The following is an 18,819-nucleotide window of genomic DNA, read 5'->3' on the forward strand; positions in this document are numbered from 1 at the left end:
TGTTTATATTTGTCTTTTTAATCTAAATTTAACTTTAGATTAACGAACAACAAACTACAACCAATATGAAAAAAATTTACTTTTATTTACTTTTATTAACATCATTTTTTGGTGTTTCTCAAACAGTTACAGTTAATACAACAACTTATACTGTCCCTCAATTAATAGAAGATATTTTAATTGATTCGCCATGTGCTTTGGTGTCAAATTTCACTTCTTCACCATCTTGTGGAATTGGATATTTCCAATATGCTGGAACAAATTTTGGTTTTTCATCTGGAGTTATTCTTAGAAACGGACTCGCTGTTAATTCAGCTGGAAGTTACACGGGAAACAATATGAGTAGTACTTGCTCAACTTCGGGAGATGTTCAATTACAAGCTATTTCAAATGCCAATGGAAATACGGGATCTATTAATGATGTTACCTATGTTCAATTTGATTTCACACCTTTAACCGATAGATTTAGTTTCAATTATATATTTTCATCTAATGAATATGGAACGTTTCAATGTGGTTTCTCAGATGTATTTGCCTTTATCTTAACGGATTTAGTTACTGGAGTTACTACGAATTTAGCAGTGGTTCCTTCAACGACAACGCCAGTATCTGTTACTACAATTAGAAACAATGCACACAATGCAACATGTGCTTCGGTTAATCCTTTATTGTTTGATGTTTATAACGTTGGAGCTCCTACATCTGTAATGAATATGAGAGGGTATACAGTTCCTTTAACGGCTTTTGCGGACGTAATTCCAAATAGAAATTATAGAATTAAATTAGCTATTGGAGATTATAATGATTCTGCATTTGATTCTGCGGTTTTTATTGAAGCAGGAAGTTTTAATGTAGGGGTTGCTGATTTAACATATCCTGTTGGTATTGGTTTTGAGACCGATGACATGACAGAAGTTAATGGATTAGCTATGTGTCCTGGTGATATTAGAGTTTTGGATTCAAATTTAGATCCAGCAGATTATAATTTTGTTTGGACTTTAGATTCAAATGTTTTAGTTGGAGAAACTGGTTCTACTTTAACTGTATCAGCTCCTGGAACTTATTGTTTAGCGGCAAGTAATATTTCGGGTGCTTCTTGTACTCAAACAGATTGTATTGTAGTGGAGTATTTACCAGGAATTACAGTTAATCAAAACCCACCAGATTTATACAGTTGTTCTTATAATTTTAATTTAGCAGATAATAATTTGGAAGTTTTAGGGACATTAGATCCTATGGAATATGATGTTCTATTTTACCTAACCGCTCAAGATGCTATTGATAATACAAATCAAATTTCGGCAAATTTTCTAGCAACGCTGCCTGTAACACCAATTTTTGTTAGAGTTGAAAATTTTGCAATACCATGTCCGGCCTTTACACAATTTGATGCAATAGTTAATTCGGCTTCACCAACGGTATCAATTTCTGGAACAACTACTATTCCTTCGGGGACTAGTACAACAATTACTTTTACAGGAACACCTAATGCAGTAGTTACTTACAATATAGATGGAGGTCCTCAACTAACAATAACATTAGATGCTACAGGTGTTGCTACTATCACAACTCCTAATCTTACAGCTGATACAACATATAACTTAGTTAGTGTTTTTAGTGGATGTTTAGTAAACGTTACAGGTAGTGCTATAATTACTATAGCTACTGGTCCTACAGCTTCAGTTAGTGCCAATACGATATGTTCAGGAACAACAGGTACTGTTACTTTTACGGGTACTCCAAATGCTGTAGTTACCTATACAGTTGACGGTTCACCAAATCAGACGATAACTTTAGACGCTACGGGTCAATTTGTATTGACTACACCAGTTTTAACAGCAGATTCGGTTTACACTTTGGTAGAAGTTTCTGACGGAACGATAACTACACCATTAACAGGTGTTACGGCTACGGTTACCGTTATTGCTTTACCAACAGCTACTATTTCTGGTACAACAGCTATTTGTTCAGGAAGTGCTACAGATTTAACCTTCACAGGAACAGCAGATGCGATTGTTACCTATACAGATGGTACAAGTAATTTTACCACCACATTAACAGGAGGAACATCAACAGTGAGTGTTTCACCAACTACTACAACGACCTATAGTTTGGTAAGTGTTGCATCTAATACGACACCAGTTTGTACAGCTACTCCAACAGGTAGTGTTGTGATTACAGTTTCACAGCAAGTAGCAGGAAGTTTAAGCTACACGCCATCAGATTTTTGTACGATTGATTTTGGTACATATGCGCCTACGGTTGTAATTTCTGGAGCGGGTACAGGCACATGTGCTTCAACTACACCAGTTTATACAGCAACACCAGCAGGTTTAACCATAGATGCAACAACAGGAGTTATTACGCCAAGTACAAGTGTAGTAGGTACATATACCATTACGCTTACTTATCCAGCTTGTGGCGGATGTGGAGTTGCAAATTTCACAACAACAGTAACCGTTTCTTCACCAGGGTCTGCTAGCGTTAGTTATACGACACCATTGTGTACAAATGACACAGCTACGTATGCGCCAACTTTAACAGGAGCAGGTTCAGCAACAAATTATACTGCTACTCCAGCAGGATTATCAATAGATTTAATTACAGGAGTAATTAACCCAAGTGCAAGTACAGCGGGAACTTATACAATAAATTATACGCCAGCATCAGTAGGTGCTTGTGTTATAGTTGGAACTCCAACAACAGTTACCATCACAGCAGCTCCAACAGCAGCTATAAGCTATGCGGGAACACCTTATTGTGATGATATTGCTACAGCACAAGCAGTTACTTTAACAGGAACGAATGCATATACAGGCGGAAGTTTCAGTGCTTCTCCAGCAGGTTTACTAATAGATGCTTCAACAGGAGCTATTACTCCAACTGGAAGTACAGCAGGAACATATACGGTAACGTACACCATTCCAGCGAGTGCAGGATGTGCAAGTAGTGATGTAACAACAACAGTTACCATAACAGGTTTACCAACAGCAGCTATCAGCTATGCGGGAACACCTTATTGTGATAACTTAGCTACGGCACAAGCAATTACCTTGACAGGAACGAATGCCTATACAGGCGGAAGTTTCAGTGCTACACCAGCAGGTTTACTTTTAGATGTAATAACAGGAGCGATTACCCCAACTGGAAGTACAGCAGGAACATATACGGTAACGTACACTATTCCAGCGAGTGCAGGATGTGCGAGTAGTGATGTAACTACTACAGTTACCATCACAGCAGCGCCAACAGCAGCTATCAGTTATGCGGCAACACCTTATTGTGATGATATTGCTACGGCACAAGCTGTTACTTTAACAGGAACGAATGCCTATACAGGCGGAAGTTTCAGTGCTTCTCCAGCAGGTTTACTAATAGATGCTTCAACAGGAGCGATTACTCCAACTGGAAGTACAGCAGGAACATATACGGTAACATACACTATTCCAGCGAGTGCAGGATGTGCAAGTAGTGATGTAGCAACAACAGTAACCATAACAGGTTTACCAACAGCAGCTATTAGCTATGCAGGAACACCTTATTGTGATAACTTAGCTACGGCACAAGCAATTACCTTGACAGGAACGAATGCATATACAGGCGGAAGTTTCAGTGCTACACCAGCAGGTTTACTTTTAGATGCTTCAACAGGAGCTATTACTCCAACTGGAAGTACAGCAGGAACATATACTGTAACGTACACTATTCCAGCGAGTGCAGGATGTGCGAGTAGTGATGTAACTACTACAGTTACCATCACAGCAGCTCCAACAGCAGCTATCAGCTATGCGGCAACACCTTATTGTGATGATATTGCTACAGCACAAGCAATTACCTTAACAGGAACGAATGCATATACAGGCGGAAGTTTTAGTGCTTCTCCAGCAGGTTTACTAATAGATACTTCAACAGGAGCGATTACTCCAAACGGAAGTACAGCAGGAACATATACGGTAACGTACACTATTCCAGCGAGTGCAGGATGTGCAAGTAGTGATGTAACAACAACAGTAACCATAACAGGTTTACCAACAGCAGCTATCAGCTATGCAGGAACACCTTATTGTGATAACTTAGCTACGGCACAAGCAATTACCTTGACAGGAACGAATGCATATACAGGCGGAAGTTTCAGTGCTACACCAGCAGGTTTACTTTTAGATGCAATAACAGGAGCGATTACTCCAACAGGAAGTACAGCAGGAACATATACGGTAACGTACACTATTCCAGCGAGTGCAGGATGTGCGAGTAGTGATGTAACTACTACAGTTACCATCACAGCAGCGCCAACAGCAGCTATCAGTTATGCAGCAACACCTTATTGTGATGATATTGCTACGGCACAAGCAGTTACTTTAACAGGAACGAATGCGTATACAGGCGGAAGTTTTAGTGCTTCTCCAGCAGGTTTACTAATAGATGCTTCAACAGGAGCGATTACTCCAACTGGAAGTACAGCAGGAACATATACGGTAACGTACACTATTCCAGCGAGTGCAGGATGTGCAAGTAGTGATGTAACAACAACAGTAACCATAACAGGTTTACCAACAGCAGCTATCAGCTATGCGGGAACACCTTATTGTGATAACTTAGCTACGGCACAAGCAATTACCTTGACAGGAACGAATGCCTATACAGGAGGAAGTTTCAGTGCTACTCCAGCAGGTTTACTTTTAGATGCTTCAACAGGAGCGATTACTCCAACTGGAAGTACAGCAGGAACATATACGGTAACGTACACTATTCCAGCGAGTGCAGGATGTGCGAGTAGTGATGTAACTACTACAGTTACCATCACAGCAGCTCCAACAGCAGCTATCAGTTATGCGGGAACCCCTTATTGTGATGATATTGCTACAGGACAAGCCGTTACTTTAACAGGAACGAATGCATATACAGGCGGAAGTTTCAGTGCTTCTCCAACAGGTTTACTAATAGATGCTTCAACAGGGGCGATCACTCCAAACGGAAGTACAGCAGGAACATATACGGTAACGTACACTATTCCAGCGAGTGCAGGATGTGCAAGTAGTACGGTAAGTACAACGCTAACAATTATTGCTGTTCCACAAATTACACTTACTTCAAGTGTTGCATCTACAAATCAAACCATTTGTGTTAATACAGCAATAGGTAATATTACTTATACTTTTGGAGGAAGTGCAACAGGAGTTAATGTGGTAGGTTTACCAGCAGGTGTAACAGCTTCGACTTCTGGAAATGTAGTTACTATAAGTGGTACGCCAACATCAGCAACAGCTGCGACTTTTAATTATACAATTACGGCTACAGGAAGTATTTGTGGTACACCGAGTTTATCGGGCAGTATTACTCTTACAAACGGAATTGCACCAATTTTCACGCAAGCAAATGCGGTTTGTGATGGAGTAACAATAAATTTACCAACTACATCAACCAATGGTATTACAGGTGCATGGCAACTTATAAGTTCTACACCAACCGATGCAACATATGAGTTTACACCCGATGCAGGACAATGTGCATTGAATACACAAATGACCGTTCAAATATATCCACGCCCGGTGGTAACAGCTACTGTTTTACCAAGTACAGGTGTTCTTTGTTCAGGAGATGTTGTAGATATTCAATTGAGCAGTAATGTTCCTGGGGCTATTTTTTCATGGACCTCTAGTAGTGCAACAGTTACAGGTCATTCATCATCAGTAGTTGGTTCTACCGATACGTTTATCAACCAGACTTTGGTTTTAAATTCAGGAATTACAGGAACAGGAGAGGTTGTTTATGGAATAGTTGCAGAGGCCAATGGATGTGTTGGGGAAACAGTTTTCGTTACGATTTCAGTAAATCCTATACCCGATGTTACGGTAACCGGTGATGGCCAAACGATTTGTTCTGGCGAGACGACAAATATTTCTTTTGAGGGCACAGTAAACAATACCGTTTTCACATGGGTTGTTCAAAGTAGCACAGGAGTTTCAGGCGCATCAAATGGATCAGGAAGCTCAATTGCACAAGTATTGGAAACAACAGGATTATCTCAAGGCGTTGTTGTGTATCAAGTAACACCAAGTTTAAATGGTTGTGTAGGTGCATCTGCGACAATTACAGTATATGTTAATCCAATTCCGGAGTTATTTGGAAGTCCAAACCATCCAGAATTATGTAGTGGTGTGGGTAGCACGTTTATCAATTTCTCTACCTTTAATGCCAACACCATATTTACATGGACCGTGAATCAAGTAGGAGTAACAGGGGCAACCGCTGATACAAGTACAGGATCTACATTATTAATAGAGCAAGTATTAGAAACAACAGGTAACACACAAGGTTATGTTGATTATGTAATTACGCCAACATTAAATGGATGTTCAGGTACCTCAGTTACGGTTCGAGTTTATGTAAATCCTTTACCGCAGCCTGTTTTAGCAGATGGAACAATATGTGTTGATGCAGCAGGAGTTACCTTCCAGACGTATTTATTAGACACAGGTTTAGATGCAAGTATGTATGATTTTGTTTGGTATATTGATGGAGTTGCTCAAGCAAATTCAGATGCAGCCACATTTACAGCCTCAGTTGTGGGTGTTTATAGTGTTATAGCAACCAATTCGGTTACGAATTGTGTTTCAGAAGAAGAGTTTGCAGCAGTTACTGCTACTACACCAGCAGATTCGTTTACCACATTGGTAACCGATGCATTTTCAGACAATGCAACAATCACAGTAACCGTTTCAGGTGGTTCAGGTACTTTGTTGTATCAATTAGATGAGGGTTCTTTCCAATCATCAAATATTTTTACAGGAGTAAGCGCAGGAGAGCACACAGTTACAGTAATAGATAGTGAAGGTTGTACATTTATAACACAAAACGTAACAGTGATTGATTACCCAAAATACTTTACACCAAATGGCGATGGTCACAACGACACGTGGAATATAGTAGGAATGAATCAAGCAGATGCGAAGTTGTATATTTTTGATAGATACGGAAAGTTAATCAAACAATTAAGTGCAACGGACACAAGTAACGGATGGGATGGAACCTATAACGGACAACAATTACCATCTACAGATTACTGGTTTACACTAGACTACACTGAAAATGGAGCTGCAAAACAATTTAAAGCACATTTTTCAATGAAAAGATAAGAGAAAATAAAAATAAAGATGTAAATAGACTGAAAAATTTATATCTTTGGCCGATAAGGTATCATAACGAATAATGATTTTTAAAGTTCATTATTCGTTATGTTCTTAAAAACTATAAAGACAACTAAAGAAGATTTTAAATCGCATTTTTTTATTAAAACGATAACCTACGATGAATTTTAAAAAGAGTTATTTTATTTTAGCATTTTTAGTAGCACAATTTACTTACTCACAAGAAGGTGTTGCAGTGTATTCTGATTATTTATCAGACAATTATTATCTAATTCATCCATCTATGGCTGGAGCCGCAAATTGTGGAAAAATTAGACTTACAGGTCGTCAACAATGGTTTGGGCAAGATGATGCTCCAGCTTTGCAGACCATAAGTTTTAATACTTCTATTGATGAAGATGGAAAGTCTGGTATCGGGATGATTCTTTTTAATGACAAAAATGGTTATCATTCGCAAAGAGGAGCTAAGTTAACTTATGCACATCATTTAAGATTTTCTAGAGGAACTGTAGATTTAAATCAATTATCTTTTGGATTAAGCACAGCATTTGTACAAAGTACTTTGGATGGTTCTGAATTTACTGGTTTTGATCCAGTTATTGTTCCAGGGGTAATTCAAAAAGATTCATATTTTAATATTGATTTAGGTGTTTCTTATCATTATATGGATTTCTTTACTCACTTTACAATCAAAAACTTTTTAGCAAGTCAAAGAAGAGAGTTATATTCAGAAGGATTTGAATCTGATAACTTAAGTAAATATTTATGGAGTGCAGGAGCTGTTTTTGGAGATGATAGTAATTTATTATTTGAACCATCATTCATGTTTCAATATACTTCAGAAACTAAAGAAAAAGCAATTGATTTAAACTTAAAAGTTTATAAAGAATTAGAATTTGGAAAACTTTGGGGTGGTTTATCATACAGAAGAAGTTTTGATGGTGCTCAGTATGTAAGTGGAAGTGGAATTCAAGAACAAAAATTGCAATGGATAACACCAATTATTGGTTTGAATTATGATAAATTCATGTTCTCATATACCTATTCTCATATTATGGGCGATGTTAAGTTTGATGATGGTGGTTTTCACCAAATCACTTTAGGTATCAATGTATTCTGTAAAGATAAAGAGTGGGATTGTAATTGTCCTGCTGTAAACTAAGTTTATAAAATAGTATTATATTTGTCCCGATTTATCGGGACATTTTTTTTAAAAATAAATTATGTTAATAAAAGAAGTAAACGGAAAGTTTCCGCAAATTCCAGAAGATTGTTATGTAGCCGAAAATGCTACTATTGTTGGCGATGTGACTTTAGGTACTAATTGTAGTGTTTGGTTTAATGCTGTAATTCGTGGCGATGTTAATTCAATTTTTATAGGTAATAAAGTAAATATTCAAGATGGTGCTGTTGTTCATTGTACCTATTTAAAGCATCCTACAATTATTGGAAACAATGTATCTATAGGTCATAATGCAATTGTTCATGGTTGTACAATTAAAGATAATGTCTTAATAGGAATGGGAGCTATTGTGATGGATAATTGTGTAATTGAAAGTAATTCTATTGTTGCAGCAGGTTCTGTTATTACTCAAAATACGGTTGTAGAATCAGGTTCTATTTATGCAGGAGTTCCTGCTAAGAAAGTAAAAGAAATTGACCAAAGTGACTTTGCTGGAGAAATTGAGCGAATTTCTAATAATTATGTAATGTATTCAGGTTGGTTTAAGGAATAAATTAAAAATTTTTATAAATCACTTTTTCTTTGTGTTCTAAAATATTTTCTAAAACTTCTGGATTACTATTGCTATAAAATACTTTTGTAGCATCTTCATTTGAAGTATTTAATATGTTATTTTGAGTTAGTATATTTTTAGTTTGTTTAGCAACTGCTTCACCTGAATCGATTATTTTTATGTTTGATGGTATTATTTTCTTTATTTGTGGAATTAGATAAGGATAGTGACTGCATCCCAAAACTAAATAATCAATATTTTTTTCAACCATCGGTTGTAGATAGCTTTCTAATAATTCAATCATTTCAGGTGAATTTATATCACCATTTTCAATGAGTTGAACTAGCCCATGTCCGATTTGTTCAACAATTTTGACTTCAGGATGATTTCTGACACTGATGTGAAATAAATCACTGTTCAGTGTTCCTTTTGTTGCAAGTATTCCTATACAATTTGTCTTGCTTTGTGTTGCAGCAGGTTTGATGGCTGGCTCAATTCCAATAAAAGGCACATCATATTTTGTTCTTAATTCTTTTATCGCATTTGTAGTTGCTGTATTACAGGCAACGACAATTATTTTACAATTTTCATTTAATAAGAACTCTGTGTTTTTACAACTTAAAGCAATTATCTCTTCCTTTGATTTTAAGCCATAGGGAGCATTCTTGCTATCTGCAAGATAAATTGTGTTTTCATTGGGTAGTAGTGCATTTACTTCTTTCCAAATAGAAGTACCACCTATACCTGAATCAAATAAACCAATTGGATTTCTATGTTTCATTAAAACAAAAATAAAAAAAACTGCTCAATCTATTGTAAGATTAAGCAGTTTTTAAATATTTATTATTGATTTATTAGAAACCTAATTCTTTTTTTACAGCTGGTAATAAATCTTCACCATCAGCAACAATAACACCACTACCAGTAGTAGCATCTAATACATAAGTAATTCCTTTTGCTTTTGCTACTTTTTTAATAGCTGCTTGTGCTTTTTCCATGATTGGCTTAATTAAGTCCATTTCTTTTTGACCTAATTCTTTTTGAGCATCTTGTTGAAACTTTTGAATACGAGCTCCCATGTCTTGCATTTCTTTAGAGCGAGTTTCGTTTAAAGCATCACCAGCAGTTGCTGATTCTTGCTCATATTTTTGTAATTTCGTTTGATATTCAGTAGCCATAGCTTTGAAATCTTTATCATACGTTTCTTGGATTTTTTTCATTTGATCCTGAGCGGTTTTCATATCTGGCATAGTAGTCATTAAGGCTTGTAAGTCAATATGTGCTACTTTAGTTTGTGCTGATACTTGTGTTCCAATAAAAAGTATAACTGCGATTACTAACGTTTTGAATTGTTTCATTTTTTTAATTTTAATTTAGTGTTTATTAATCTTTTTTCTCTGTTTCTGTTTTTTGTTCTTTTGCTTTGATAGCTGCTTCTTTATCTGCTGCTATTTTTTTCTTCTTTTCTTCTAAAGCTTTTTTACGTTCTTCTATTTTTTTGTTTCTGTCGTCAATTGCTTTTTGTCTAATTTCTTCAGGAGTTAATTTTTTCTCACCACTAATTTCTTCTGTAACCTTTTCATCAGTTTCGTTCACTTGTGGTTGTTTTTTATTGTCATCTCCTGTTGAATCCTTTTCAATTACTGTGCCATTTTTTTTAGCGTCTCTTTCCTCAATTAATTTCTTACGTTTTTCTGCGGCAGCAGCTTTTTTATCTTCTATTGCTTTTTGACGTTCTTCAAGAAGTTTTTCTCTAGCAGCTTTTTTCTCATCTAAGATTCTTTGGCGCTCTTCTAGTGCTGGATTATCTGCTACTGATTCTTCAAGAGCTTCCTTAGCTTCTAATGCTTTTAATTGTTTTTTACTCATTTCTTCTCTTTTTTGAGCAGAAGTAAGTTTTCTTACGACAAAATCGCTAATATTATGTTTTTTATCCGCAAAAAGCATGGTTAAATCAGATGCTCTATCAAAAACAAAATCATATTTTCTTTGTTCAGCTACATCTTGAATAATCGTAAAAATTTGATCTTGAATAGGTTTTACCAAGACACTTTTTTGAATAATTAAATCGCCCTTTGGTCCAAATCGTTTTTCTTGATAGTCCAAAAGTTCTTTATCTAAATAAGCAATTTCTTCTTCACGTTCTTCTATTAATTCTTTTGTTAATAGAACACGCTCTGTTTTAAGATTATCTTTTAGAATTGTAATCTCATTTCTTTTGGTATCAATTTCTTGCTTCCATTTTTGTGCTTTCTGTTCCAGTTGGTTCATCGCATCAGCATAATCAGGAACTTTTTCTAAAATATATTCCATGTCGATATAACCAATTTTTACACCTCTTGCGGTTTGAGCATTAGCTATAATCGAAATAAACGATAAGAATAAGAATAATTTTTTCATGTACATTAAGTTTTTTTTTGCGAGTAAGACTCAAAATAAAATATGGATACCTTACAAACGTAACAAATATCAAAATATTTTTACGAATTTAACAAAAAACTATTAACTATCTTTAAAATTGTTGTCCAATAATAAAGTGTGTTTGCCATCCGCTCTTAACAGTTTCTCCTGGAATTGCATCAAACCCATGTGCAAAATCTATACCTAATAATCCGAAAGCAGGCATGAATACACGTAAACCAACACCCGCAGAACGTTGCAATGTAAATGGATTATAATCTTTAAAATCATCAAAAGCTGCTCCAGCTTCTAAGAAACTCAATGCGTAAATTGAAGCAGATTGATTAAGCGTAATTGGGTATCTTAATTCTAATGAAAATTTGTTATATATTGTTCCTCCATCAGTTGATGATAATGAGTTGTTTGGATAACCTCTTAACTGAATTACTTCTCTTCCGTCTAATGCAAAATTTGCCAATCCATCTCCACCAAGGAAAAAGCGTTCAAAAGGTACTAATCCTCTGTCAGGATTATAAGCTCCCATAAAACCAAATTCACCTACCGAACGTAAAACAAGCTTTTCATATACACGTGTATACCAATCTGCTTTGAATTTAATTTTGTAATACTCTAACCAGTTGAATCTTTTTTGATCCACTTTTGATTGGTTGGCAGATGCAGATTGCCAATCAGTACCTACTGTTTCATATACTCCAGAACCTTCTGAAGTTTCTTGAATATAATCGCCTTCAATAGGAACTTGACCATTTTCATTGGCTTGAACATTAATTCCTGCTCCTGTAGTATATTTTAATTTGTATGCTTTTTGATTTTTTAAATCTGCATAGTCAATGCCATTGAATAAAGAGTAAGGAAGCGTAAATTTACCTGAAATACTAAATTCAGATCCATAAGTTGGATAAATTGGATTTACTCCTTTACTATTTCTTGATAAGCCAACAGTATAGGCTAAATTTCTAGATGCACCATCACCAAAAGTAAACAATCCAGTGTTATAATTATTTAAATCATAATATTGAAATGACACAGCTTGTGATAACACAAAATAGTCATCTGGAACTGTTAAACGTTTTGCAATACCTACAGAAAGTGACGTAATATTAAAACTTTGACTTCTATTAACGTCTCTAGAACGGAAATTGTATAAAAATTGTTTACTGTGTGATAATGAAGTAGAAAAACTTACCGGTTTTTTTCCACCAAACCAAGGTTCTGAGAATGACAAACTATACGTTTGGAAATAAGAACTTCCTTGTAAACGTAACGACATTTTTTGTCCATCTCCCATTGGTAATGGTTTGTAAGCTTCTTTATTAAAGATGTTTCTTGCAGAAAAGTTATTAAATGATAGCCCTAAAGTACCAATGAAACCTCCACCGCCATAACCTCCTTGTAATTCAATTTGACTTGAGCCTTTTTCAACAACATTGTATTCAATATCTACTGTTCCGGCTTGTGGGTCAACATTTTTAAAGTCTGGTTTAATCGCTTCCGGATCAAAGAATCCTAATTGTCCAATTTCACGAATAGAACGAATTAAATCTTCTTTACTGTATTTTTGACCTGGTTTAGTTCTTAATTCTCTATAAATTACGTGATCATTTGTTTTGTCGTTTCCTACAACTGTAATTTTATTGAAATAAGCAATTGGACCTTCAGTAATTCTGATTTCAAAATCAATCGTATCATTTACAGTTCTAACTTCAACCGGATTAATATTTGAAAATAAATAACCATTATTTTGATATAAGTTAGTAATATCTTCTCCATCCGGTTTTGATTGATCTGCGATTCTTTTCTCAAGAATTGTTCCGTTGTAAACATCTCCTTTTTTAATTCCTAAAAGGGCGTTTAATTGACGATCAGTGTAAACAGTATTTCCTAAATAACGAATATCACCAAAATAGTATTTTCTACCTTCTTCTAAATTTACTTTTATAGCGATGGTGTTACTTTTTTTGTCATAAGTTACAGAATCAGAAATTATCCGTGCATCTCTAAAACCTTTTTCTTTGTAAGCACTAATAACACTTGCTAAATCTTCTTTATATTTTTCTTTAATATATTTTGATTTTTTAAGTATTCTTAGAGGATTTTTCTGTTTTGTATTTTTAAAACTCTTTTTTAGTTTAGCATCAGACATTAAAGAATTTCCTTCAAAATCAATACTTTTAACTTTTACTTTATCTCCTTTATCAATATTGATGACCATTTTTACGTCAGCCAATGCAGAATCTTGAACAGTGTTGATAACTACTTTTGAATTATAAAAACCATCTTTTTTGTATTTGTTTTCAAAATAGTTTTTAGTGGTTGTTAATAGATTTTCATTAACAATTTTTCCTTTTTTAAGGTCAGCTTCTTTGATTAGTTCTTCAGCTTTTCCTTTTTTTACACCTTGAATTTTTACATCACCAAGTTTTGGTAATTCGTTTAATTCAAGTTCAAGGTATATACTATCACCTTCGATTTTATTTACATAGAAATTTACATCAGAGAATAATCCTAATTTCCACAATTTTTTAATAGCAATACTAATGTCCTCTCCGGGAACCATAATAGATTGTCCTTTTTCTAAACTGGTAAAAGTTGTTACAGTTTGAGCATTGTAACTAATTTTTCCCGAAACCGCAATATCGGCTAAGATGTACTCTTTTCCATTTTCAAGTTTTGTTTCTTGAGCAAATGTGGTTGCGCTGTTAAGTACTATAAATATTGAAAGTAATTGTAATCCTTTTTTAAACATTTTTTTAAGGTATAATTTGTTCGCTGGTTTTACCAAAACGGCGTTCTCTTTTTTGATAACTAATAATTGCTTCATATAAATGGTCTTCTGAAAAATCTGGCCAAAGCACATCTGTAAAATAAAACTCGGCGTAAGCGATTTGCCATAAAAGGAAATTACTTATTCTATGTTCGCCACTTGTTCTAATTACTAAATCTACATCTGGTAAATTGTGTGTGTAAAGATGCTGATTAATAATTGATTCGTCAATAGCCTCTTCAGAAATTATATTATTTTTAACTTTGTTGGTGATTTTTTTAACAGCTTGTACTAGCTCTTCTCTTGCTCCATAACTAAGTGCTAAAGTGAGTGTCATTCTAGTGTTTTCGGCAGTTTTTTCAATTACTTCTTGTAATTCTTTTTGTACACTTGATGGTAAATTTGTTAAATTTCCAATGGCGTTCAATTTGATGTTATTTGATTGTAAAGTCTTAATTTCTTTCTTTAACGAAGATATTAAAAGCTTCATTAGTGTATCAACTTCTAGTTTTGGACGGTTCCAATTTTCAGTTGAGAAAGCATATAATGTTAGATTTTTCACCCCAAGCTTAGCACACGATTCTACAGTTGTTCTTACTGATTTAGTGCCACTTTCATGACCTAAAGCACGTAAAAGACCTTTTTGTTTTGCCCATCTTCCATTTCCATCCATAATAATGGCTAGATGTTGAGGCAAAGCTTCTGTATTTATTTGTTGTACTAATTCCATCTTATTCTGCACAAAAACAAGGGTTTTGACCAAAAGTGTAGGTTAGTGTTAAACCTGTAAACACATACCAGTCGTTACTATTTAAATTTCCAAAACGCAAGGTTTCAAAATTATCGTTCTCAGGATTACTTCCGTCTAAATTATCTGTAAAGGTGTAACGAGCACCAATTTCTGCTCCCAAAATAAAATTGTCAAATAGTCGTGCTTTAACTCCTACAATCATAGGAATAGCAAAAGTGCTACTTTGATAATCTTTTTCACTTTCGTTGTTCAAAATGTAAATTTCTTCATAAATGAAATAATTTACTCCTGTAAAAACATAGGGAGATATTTTTTTTCTACCATCGTGTAAGTCAAAATCTAAAAAATTGAATTCCATTCCAGCCGAAAATTCTTTAATGCTATTTTCAAAAGAATAGCCTCGTAAATTCCTACTAGGAACTTCGCTATCTATGTCTTTAGATTTTAAACTGCCTTGATAATATGAAAATCGCCATGCATGTCGCGCACTACGATTCCATTTATATAGGACGCCAAATGCAGGCTCGTTTGGTGCAATATAATCTGTAGGACCAACATCTCCAATATAGTTAATGCCACCCACAAAAACACCAAGTTCATTAATTTGAGCAGATGCGTTAAGTGTGCAGAATATCAGGCTTATATATAAAAAAAAGCTTTTCATTTTTTAAAATAGTTTGCAAATATAACAATATTGACTTCTTAACCCTATTTTAAAGGATTTTTTTGTTACATTTAGTTGTGCATTAAAAACGTAATTTTTTAAAAAATGATATGTGTTGTTGTTAATTTCTTTTGTCTGCACCCCAAAGTAGTTTTTTTCTAATCGTATTTAAAAAAGATTCCTCTTTAAATTCTATAATTGAAATAGTGAATGGTGTTTTTTTAATCTTCACTACAGTGTCTTTTGAAACTGCTGCAATTCTGGAATCTAATGAAATTAAAAATTGTTCTTCCCGACCAGAAACTCTTAATTCAATTTCGGTATCATCTGTGATTACTAAAGGTCTTGCATTCAAATTATGAGGAGCCATTGGTGTAATTACAAAACTACTTACATTTGGAGTTAAAACAGGCCCGCCACAACTTAATGAATAACCAGTTGAGCCTGTTGGAGTTGAAACAATTAAACCATCAGCCCAATATGAAGTTAAATACTCCCCATCTAAAAAGGTTTCAATTGTTATCATCGAAGTAGTGTCTTTTCGAGCAACGGTAACTTCGTTAAGTGCAAAATCTAAATCTGCAAAATTTTCATATTCGGGAGTTGTTGTAATACTTAGCAGACTTCTTTTTGAAATAAAATAATCCTTAACCAAGACTTTTTGTAATAAGCTCTCAATATTTTCAAATTGTACTGTTGCTAAGAAACCTAATCTCCCTGCATTAATTCCAATAATTGGAATGTTTTTGTCTCTAATAAAAGTGGCAGCTTTTAAAATAGTACCATCACCACCTATGCTAATTAGTGCTTCAAAATCAGATGATAATTCATTATAATTTGAATAAGTGGGAAATGATTTATTTACAATATTCTTTTCCTGAACAATTTTTAAGAAAGCCGTTTCGAAATAAATTGTAACATTATTTGCGCTTAAAAAATCAACAACTTTGGCTACAATTTCAGCGGTATTGTTTTGATAATATTGTCCAAAAATGGCTATTTTCATCATCTTAAATATTAAGGTATTTGTCTAAATAATCGGAGCGTTCCTTTAAACTGTTTAAGTAGGAATCTTCTTGGTGCTCCGAAATAATTTCATATTCATATCTTCTAAACGTTTGAATAATATCATTCAATCCGCTTTGACTAATTTTTACAGTAATTTCTACTTTCCCATTGGCAATGTTGGAAATAAATAATCCCAAAATTTTTGCGTTATTGCTCTCAACAATTTGTGCCACTTGGCTCATTGAAAATTTATCTACTTCTTTTTCTACGATAATTATACCTCCTTCTTCTTTTAAAAATGGAGTTTCATGTAAAAAACGGATTACATCTTCTAGTTCATAATAACCTAAATAGTTGTTTTTATCGTCTAAAACAGGTAATAAATTGGCTTCGTTCTTTGCGAAAACTTCTAAAACATCAAGCCAAATCATGGTTGAACGTACAAAAAAACGCTCAAAATTAAATCGACTATCGTTTACTTTTGCATCGGTATTCAAAAACTCAACAGCATCTTTACTCACGCATCCAATATAAACACCATCTTCGGTAACAGGAAAATGCGAATATGGAAAATCTATAAAAACATCTTGTGCTTCTGCAATAGAATCGGTGTGTTTTATAGGTTTTATCTCGTTATTAATGTAGCTAACTAAACTGTTCATTTTGTTTGGTGTATTATTAAACCGCAAAATAATCAAAAAATACCATATGTTACCTAATTTATACTTTGTATTTTTGCTAAAATAAAATAAAACACATGACAAAATTATCGGTAAATATTAATAAAATAGCAACATTACGTAATTCAAGAGGTGGAAATGTGCCAGATTTACTAAAGGTTGCCAAAGATATTCAACAGTTTGGAGCACAAGGAATCACCATTCATCCAAGACCCGATGAACGTCATATTCGTTATCAAGACGCACGTGACTTAAAATCGGTCGTGTATACCGAATATAATATTGAAGGAAATCCACAACATAATTTTATTGATTTAGTTTTAGAGTGTAAACCTACACAAGTTACTTTGGTGCCTGATGCTATTGGTGCTTTAACCTCAAATGCGGGTTGGGATACTATTAAACATCAATCGTATTTAACAGAAGTAATTCAGGAATTTCAACGGAACGGAATTCGAACTTCTATTTTTGTAGATGCCGATGAAAAAATGATTGAAGGAGCAAAAGCAACGGGTACAGAACGCATCGAATTATACACTGAATCATTTGCTCATGAGTATGGTTTAGGAAATAAAAATGGGATCGAACCTTTTATAAAAGCAGCTATTAAAGCAAATGAGTTGAATATTGGTATCAATGCTGGTCACGATTTAAGTTTAGATAATATCAAATTTTTTAAAGAAAATATACCTAATTTATTAGAAGTATCTATTGGTCATGCACTCATTTCAGAGTCTTTATATTTAGGTTTAGAAAATGTGGTAAACATGTATCTTCAAAAATTAAAATAAGAAATGTTACATTCACGAATAGAAGGAGAAGGAAAGCCATTACTCATAATCCATGGTTTTTTAGGGATGTCTGATAATTGGAAATCTCTAGCAACGCAATTTGCAGCTCAAGGTTTTCAAACACATGCTTTAGATTTACGAAATCATGGTAAAAGTTTTCATTCTGATGATTTTAGTTATGAAGTCATGGTTGAAGATGTGAAGCAATATTGTAATTTTCATCAATTAACAACTATTGATGTACTTGGACATTCAATGGGAGGAAAAGTAGCCATGTTATTGGCAACTACTTATCCTGAATTGGTTTCAAAGCTAATTGTGGCAGATATTGGTCCAAAATATTATGCACCACATCATCAAACTATTTTAGAAGGTTTAAACGCTATTGATTTTGCAAAAAAACCAAGCCGAAGTGAAGTCGAAGAAGAACTTTCTAAATATATTAGAGATTTTGGAACACGTCAGTTTTTACTAAAAAGCTTGTATTGGAAAACTCCAGAACAATTAGCCTTTCGATTTAATCTAGCTGTTTTTAATCAAAAAATTGAGACCATCGGAACAGCTTTACCATTTGAAAATACATTTTCTAAACCTACTTTGTTTTTGCGTGGCGATAAATCAGATTACATCACAGATGCTGATTATGAAACAATTTTGCACCATTTTCCTTCATCAAGAGTAGAAACTGTAAAAAACGCAGGACACTGGTTGCATGCTGAAAATCCAACCGATTTTTTTGAGTTAGTTATTGCATTTTTGCAATGAAAAGACAAAAAAAATTATGCACGCATAATTTTTTAGTTAAAAAAATTGTAAAATTCATATTTTGTTATAATTTTGAACTATTGATTTTTAT

General features: G+C 34.1%; 13 protein-coding genes. 5 read left to right on the plus strand and 8 right to left on the minus strand.

All coding sequences use genetic code 11. From position 1 onward, the window contains the following. Positions 1-65 precede the first annotated feature (65 nt). From OLM52_RS00450 to OLM52_RS00460, 3 genes are all read left to right on the plus strand, one after another. Positions 66-7,136 (plus strand): T9SS type B sorting domain-containing protein, encoded by a 7,071-nt coding sequence (locus OLM52_RS00450; RefSeq protein ID WP_264549197.1) that lies wholly within the window; start codon positions 66-68, stop codon positions 7,134-7,136. A 172-nt stretch (positions 7,137-7,308) separates the two neighbouring features. Continuing rightward, complete coding sequence (locus tag OLM52_RS00455; protein ID WP_264549198.1) at positions 7,309-8,310, plus strand: type IX secretion system membrane protein PorP/SprF; 1,002 nt, start codon at positions 7,309-7,311, stop codon at positions 8,308-8,310. Between the two features lie 61 nt (positions 8,311-8,371). Further along, positions 8,372-8,884: a gamma carbonic anhydrase family protein gene (locus OLM52_RS00460; protein WP_264549199.1), complete on the plus strand. Its 513-nt coding sequence runs from the start codon at positions 8,372-8,374 to the stop codon at positions 8,882-8,884. A gap of 1 nt (position 8,885) precedes the next feature. Here OLM52_RS00460 and murI read toward each other — a convergent pair whose 3' ends face one another. From murI to OLM52_RS00500, 8 genes are all read right to left on the minus strand, one after another. Next, positions 8,886-9,665 (minus strand): glutamate racemase, encoded by a 780-nt coding sequence (gene murI, locus OLM52_RS00465; protein ID WP_264549200.1) that lies wholly within the window; start codon positions 9,663-9,665, stop codon positions 8,886-8,888. Between the two features lie 73 nt (positions 9,666-9,738). After that, on the minus strand, positions 9,739-10,242 hold the full coding sequence (locus tag OLM52_RS00470) for an OmpH family outer membrane protein (RefSeq protein WP_264549201.1): 504 nt from the start codon (positions 10,240-10,242) through the stop codon (positions 9,739-9,741). 25 nt (positions 10,243-10,267) lie between these two features. Further along, positions 10,268-11,284, minus strand: a complete 1,017-nt coding sequence (locus OLM52_RS00475) for an OmpH family outer membrane protein (protein WP_264549202.1) — start codon at positions 11,282-11,284, stop codon at positions 10,268-10,270. 112 nt (positions 11,285-11,396) lie between these two features. After that, complete coding sequence (bamA, locus tag OLM52_RS00480) at positions 11,397-14,126, minus strand: outer membrane protein assembly factor BamA (RefSeq protein WP_264549203.1); 2,730 nt, start codon at positions 14,124-14,126, stop codon at positions 11,397-11,399. Next, complete coding sequence (locus OLM52_RS00485) at positions 14,056-14,799, minus strand: isoprenyl transferase (protein WP_264550503.1); 744 nt, start codon at positions 14,797-14,799, stop codon at positions 14,056-14,058. The genes bamA and OLM52_RS00485 overlap by 71 nt, the downstream gene beginning before the upstream one ends. A 1-nt stretch (position 14,800) precedes the next feature. After that, the gene (locus OLM52_RS00490) at positions 14,801-15,484 is read right to left on the minus strand and encodes a DUF6089 family protein (protein ID WP_264549204.1); all 684 of its coding nucleotides are present in this window, start codon (positions 15,482-15,484) and stop codon (positions 14,801-14,803) included. Between the two features lie 121 nt (positions 15,485-15,605). Next, positions 15,606-16,490 carry an NAD kinase gene (locus OLM52_RS00495; RefSeq protein WP_264549205.1) on the minus strand — a complete coding sequence of 295 codons (885 nt, stop codon included), beginning with the start codon at positions 16,488-16,490 and terminating at the stop codon, positions 15,606-15,608. A gap of 4 nt (positions 16,491-16,494) precedes the next feature. Beyond that, the gene (locus OLM52_RS00500; RefSeq protein ID WP_264549206.1) at positions 16,495-17,154 is read right to left on the minus strand and encodes a CBS domain-containing protein; all 660 of its coding nucleotides are present in this window, start codon (positions 17,152-17,154) and stop codon (positions 16,495-16,497) included. Positions 17,155-17,249: 95 nt separating this feature from the next. On the opposite strand from OLM52_RS00500, the gene OLM52_RS00505 reads away from it, so the two are divergent. After that, positions 17,250-17,963 (plus strand): pyridoxine 5'-phosphate synthase, encoded by a 714-nt coding sequence (locus OLM52_RS00505; protein ID WP_264549207.1) that lies wholly within the window; start codon positions 17,250-17,252, stop codon positions 17,961-17,963. 3 nt (positions 17,964-17,966) lie between these two features. Continuing rightward, positions 17,967-18,728 carry an alpha/beta fold hydrolase gene (locus OLM52_RS00510; RefSeq protein WP_264549208.1) on the plus strand — a complete coding sequence of 254 codons (762 nt, stop codon included), beginning with the start codon at positions 17,967-17,969 and terminating at the stop codon, positions 18,726-18,728. Positions 18,729-18,819 lie beyond the last annotated feature (91 nt).

The sequence above is a fragment of the Flavobacterium sp. N2820 genome, from assembly GCF_025947285.1.
Lineage (GTDB): Bacteria > Bacteroidota > Bacteroidia > Flavobacteriales > Flavobacteriaceae > Flavobacterium.